This window comes from Candidatus Nanopelagicales bacterium, from assembly GCA_018003655.1.
Taxonomy (GTDB): domain Bacteria; phylum Actinomycetota; class Actinomycetes; order S36-B12; family UBA10799; genus JAGNDY01.
Genome location: JAGNDY010000121.1, coordinates 1 through 4,535 on the forward strand (window position 1 = coordinate 1; position 4,535 = coordinate 4,535).

At 62.4% G+C, this 4,535-nt stretch carries 4 protein-coding genes; 2 read left to right on the top strand and 2 right to left on the bottom strand.

Going from position 1 to position 4,535, the window contains the following annotated elements; all coding sequences use genetic code 11:
- The coding region (locus KAZ48_10845) for a hypothetical protein (GenBank protein ID MBP7973287.1) at nt 1-541 on the bottom strand (541 nt) is incomplete at its 3' end.
- A gap of 259 nt (nt 542-800) precedes the next feature.
- Between KAZ48_10845 and KAZ48_10850 the strand changes: the two genes are divergently transcribed.
- Both KAZ48_10850 and KAZ48_10855 read left to right on the top strand, forming a co-directional pair.
- On the top strand, nt 801-1,427 hold the full coding sequence (locus KAZ48_10850; protein ID MBP7973288.1) for a LysM peptidoglycan-binding domain-containing protein: 627 nt from the start codon (nt 801-803) through the stop codon (nt 1,425-1,427).
- Nucleotides 1,428-1,537: 110 nt separating this feature from the next.
- Complete coding sequence (locus KAZ48_10855) at nt 1,538-2,020, top strand: hypothetical protein (protein MBP7973289.1); 483 nt, start codon at nt 1,538-1,540, stop codon at nt 2,018-2,020.
- Nucleotides 2,021-2,121: 101 nt separating this feature from the next.
- On the opposite strand, the gene KAZ48_10860 is transcribed toward KAZ48_10855, so the two are convergent.
- The gene (locus KAZ48_10860; protein ID MBP7973290.1) at nt 2,122-4,299 is read right to left on the bottom strand and encodes a hypothetical protein; all 2,178 of its coding nucleotides are present in this window, start codon (nt 4,297-4,299) and stop codon (nt 2,122-2,124) included.
- Between the last annotated feature and the right edge of the window lie 236 nt (nt 4,300-4,535).

Sequence of the window (4,535 nt, forward strand, 5' to 3'; positions counted from 1 at the left end):
TGACGGTCATCCCGTAGTTCGACTGCCCACCTGGGATGGGTCCCACGCTGTAGGAAAAGGTGCATTCAGTGATGCCGGTCGGCGTCCCCCCGGTCAGGCTGCCGGTCGCGAGCACCTCTCCGGAAGCACTCTTAACCACGACCTGGGTTCCCGCATGAATGTCGTTGTAACCACCGCGGCCCTCGCACGTGCTCCCCGTCGAGGTGATGCCGCTGTAGCTGGTGGACGTGTCGATCAGGGTGAAGGTTCCCGCAGACGTGAACCCGGCGGGAGTACCCACTCCGGCCAATCCGCCGGAGCCGCTGAAGACCGCCAACGCGACGGCCAACACTCCTAGTGCGACCAGTGCCGCCGCACCGATCAGCACTGCGATGAGGGCACCACTGAAGCGCCGTTGAGGCAAAGGCGCAGGTGGGGGCAGCTGGTCGCCGCGAATTTCCCACGCCTGGCCGTTCCACACCACCCACTCGTGGCCGTTCCACACCGGCGCTGGCTCGGAAGGCGCACCAGGTGGTTGGTAGCGATCATCCGTTGTGCTCATGATGATCAAGCTAGCGACGTGTCCAACCGGTGTGAAAGTTCCCGCTACCGGTTTTCTCACGCACTTCACCCGGACGGCCCAGGATGGCTCGCGTTCTCCGCCAACTCAGCCACCTGCGCTACACCCTCCCGCGAACGAGGAGTCAGCTTCGGGCAGCTGCTCGCCCCGTCCACATGGCGATACGGCGAATTTGACGAACGCCTCTAAAGAGACGTAGAAACAGGCAAACAGATGCAAACTGCATCTAATAGGGGGAGCAATGTCAGGAATCAGCGATTTTGATCGACTCTTCGCGGCGTTCGTCGCGGCGCTTGCGGGGATCTACCTCACGCGCTGCGTGCTCGGCGCGAGCTTGTACTTGCTCGGGTCCGTGCCCGGACGGCTCGGGTCCAGGTGTCGCGCATTGGCGGAACGGGTCACCCCGACTTTGGTGCGTCGCACTGCTAGCGCTCTGATCGGCGCGGCAGTGGTTGGATCCGGGATGGCAACAGCCGCCCAGGCGGCGCCGGCGCCGGTCGCGCCGGGAAGTCAGCACTCCGCCGTGGATGTTCCCCCGCTCGAGCGTGGTTCGCTGGAACCAAACACGCGCAAGCCAGCGGTCACCAAGCCGCAGCAAAACGCACCCGTGACCCGAGATCCGCTGACGAAGCTTGATCGGTCCTCCGACCACCCATCGACGGTGCTGGTTCGGCCGGGCGACTCCCTCTGGCGCATCGCGGAGCGGGCGCTACGGACGGACGCGCCGCAGCAAACAGCCTCCGATTCCGCAATCGATGCCGAGTGGAAACGCTGGTACGACGCCAATCGAGACGCGGTCGGTTCGAAACCTGATGTCATCAAACCTGGTCTCCGACTGGTGGATCCCTCGGTTGGAGCCACCAAGTGAGCGCCGCGCAAGGGAGTGCATCGCAAATCGGCCCGATCCGAGTGACGCGGTTGCCAAGTCGCGATTCAGCATCCGCAAAGACCAAGCGTTCTGTGTCCCGCCCTCGGTTTGTGCAGCAACCACTCGCATTGCAGTATCCGCATCCTGGCGAGACGATTCCGTTCCGTCCGATACTCGCCCTCGTTCCGCCGGAGTCAACCAACGCCACCACCGATGTCCTCACGTCCGACGAGGAGGCTTTGCTCTTCTTCGACCGACAGCAGACGCCCGATGAGGAACTGCCAGACCCACGCCAGTGGTCAGCGCGACTCATTCACGCGATCATGGAGATCCGGACTGGCCGCCGGCCACTGCACCAGCTCACACGTTGGACTAGTCACGATGTCTTCGTGGCGCTGGCTGACGGGATCGCTGCCTCGAGCAAAGGGCGCTCGCCTGCCGGAACCGTCGCCGGCCTGCGCGTGACCAGGCCTGCATCGGGCGTGGCAGAGGTCAGCGCTGTGCTCGTGGCAGCCGACCGCAGTCGAGCCATCGCCCTGCGGCTGGAAGGCTGGGACGGCCGCTGGCTATGCACGGCCCTCGACGTGATCTGACGGATTCGACAGCCGGTAGCCGGGCAGGGAGCGGGTATTTCGCGCGTCTGGATGATCACGAATCCTCATGTCGGGCAGCATGTTCAGCGGGTCGTCGACGGTCAGCTCCAGGCGATGAGTGAATCGACGGTAACGGTCTTACCCTTGCCGCCAAGTCGCCGCACCGTAACGGTCTCTGTAGTTGCCGACGGCCTTGTTTGATTCAAAGCGACAAAACGTCCTCGGAGCAAGCCTGACGAACGGCCCTTGGTGTTGATCACCGCGACACGACGACCGTTCACGATCACGGCGACTTTATCTCCCTTTGACGACTTTCCGAGAACCAGCACCGCGTGGGTAGCTCGTACGCGAAAAGTCAAAGACGCTTTGGGGCTTGAGCTATAGCGCGACGCAGCAATTCCAGAGCGGGTCGATTTCCAAGACCCACGCCGAGTGGGTGCCCTGCTCGCAGCGACGATTGTTGGCCGGGTAGTCCGCGTGACGCCTGCCTCTCTGCCGGAGCAGTCAGTGGCGGTCGCCGTGCTCGACCAAGATCGTCCGAGCGGAGCGCGGACAAGTGAGGTGGCAGCACCCCAGGTACGCGGCTCGGCGATGGACGAACCGTTGATCGATAGCGACCGTGCCGTCGGGATGCCGCACCAGGCAGACATCGAGTCCGTGATTGAGGATCGAACGCCAATCCCAAGCGACCAACCCGCAGGTGGTCTGCCCAGGGAGTTTGATCCGCTCGGTGCTGGCACCGAAACCTGAGGCGCAGCCGAGTCCACGAAGAACGTTCGAAGGTTACTGGTCCAGATCTTTGAGTTTGAGTCTTCAGCCTCTAAGACTGCCGTGTGACGCCCTTCACCGGTGATTGGGGCTGCCAACGAACGGGCCGAAGCACCAGCAGAAGCAATGACCCGACCATCGACGATCAATCGATAGGCACCGATCGGCGCTGACGACCTCGCTCCTGACCACTGGGCGCCGACGATGGCGCCGGGACGATTCCAAGAATCTGCCACTGGCGAGAGAACGAGATTGTCGACGATCGGTGGCCATGTCGGAGTCGGAGTCGGCGTCGGAGTCGGAGTCGGCGTCGGAGTCGGAGTCGGCGTCGGAGTCGGAGTCGGAGTCGGCGTCGGCGTCGGAGTTGGTAGCGGCGACCCCGGCCGCTCAACCCGAACTGATGCGTCCGCACCAAGTGAGTCAATCGACACCTTGGTGCCATCGCTGAGCACTACGGCAGTCCCTGCGGTCATGCCGACTACGGGGTAGTACCCAGTGCCCCCAGTGCGTAGGGCGAAAGAGTCGCGGTCATCTCCTCCCGCTACCACGCTCGCCGACGGATTGATCACTCGGAGTTGTATACCCGCGCCCGGACCTGTGCGCTTGTCCGTGGAAGCAAGCGCGGTTTCTGCGCCGATGGCCGGGCGGTACTCAAGCGTGTATTGGGCCGTCGACCCAATCATGATGTAGGCGAGCTTCAGGTTTGACGAAGGTTCGTACACGGGCGACAGAGTGAACGCTCGCGAAGTGGTGACGTTCGTCTTTTGCGAACTGGCCAGAACGTGCAGTTGGTCGAGGTTGTTCGCGGGTAACCGACCCAACCCGATAGCGGCCGAGAAGTTGCCATAACCCATGATCGAGGTCGGGTCGTTGTACGGCTCGCCAACACAAGGCCACGTCGGCGTGAGGAGCGAGCCGAAGATCGGGACACCAGGGCAGGACATGGTATTGGAGTGACCAAGCCCGAGGTTATGTCCGATCTCGTGGGCGGTCACATCCCATTCGTTGACAGACCAGTATCCAACGCTTTGGGAACTGCCGTAGTCGTACCAGCCCTGTCCGGCAAACCCACAGCTCTGGTGCGGCGTGACTGTAATGAAGTTGACCCCTACCCGACCTGGACGCGGGGTGATCGCTCCGCCAAGCGATTCCCTGATTGCTGGTTCGGCGAGCGCGTCCGTTGCCGATACTCCGCATGGCGTCGTAGCGGTGCTGACAGATACAAAGGCTCGGTAGTTGAATCGATACGAGCCGTCTGTGGTTTCATTCCAGTAGTCATCGATCTTGTCGACGACAGCTTGCGAATTCAATGCGGTTGCCGGACTCTCTCCGCCGGACGTTGCCATACCGACGACTATCACGTCATATGTACCCTTGGCCGAAGTAGCGGTCCCGCCGAGCGCACGCGACTGTCGGCTTCGACCGCGAAATACGCCGCCGTCATCGATTTCATAGGGGTGCGGGTAGTTGACTGCATCGCCGACCGACTGTCCGGCCGTGGTGTTCGTCACCGGACCGGTCGTGGCTTGAGCTGTTGTTGAGGCAAGTCCAAGAGCTGAAACTGTTGTCAACACGGCCACAACAACGGCGATCAGGCGCCTGTTCGGTTCGGTCACCACCCGCGCTCCTTGGTGCGTCAGTTCGCCTCACAAGGCGAAGTCCGAGCGTGTGGAACCAAGGCTAACCGAGCAATCGAACAAGCGCACGGCTGATGATCGAGGTTCACCAAGGAGATCCCTAAGCCTTG

Bases quoted from the DNA above. Each gene is read 5' to 3' on its own strand.
- KAZ48_10850 (MBP7973288.1), top strand. From the start codon at position 801: ATGTCAGGAATCAGCGATTTTGATCGACTCTTCGCGGCGTTCGTCGCG.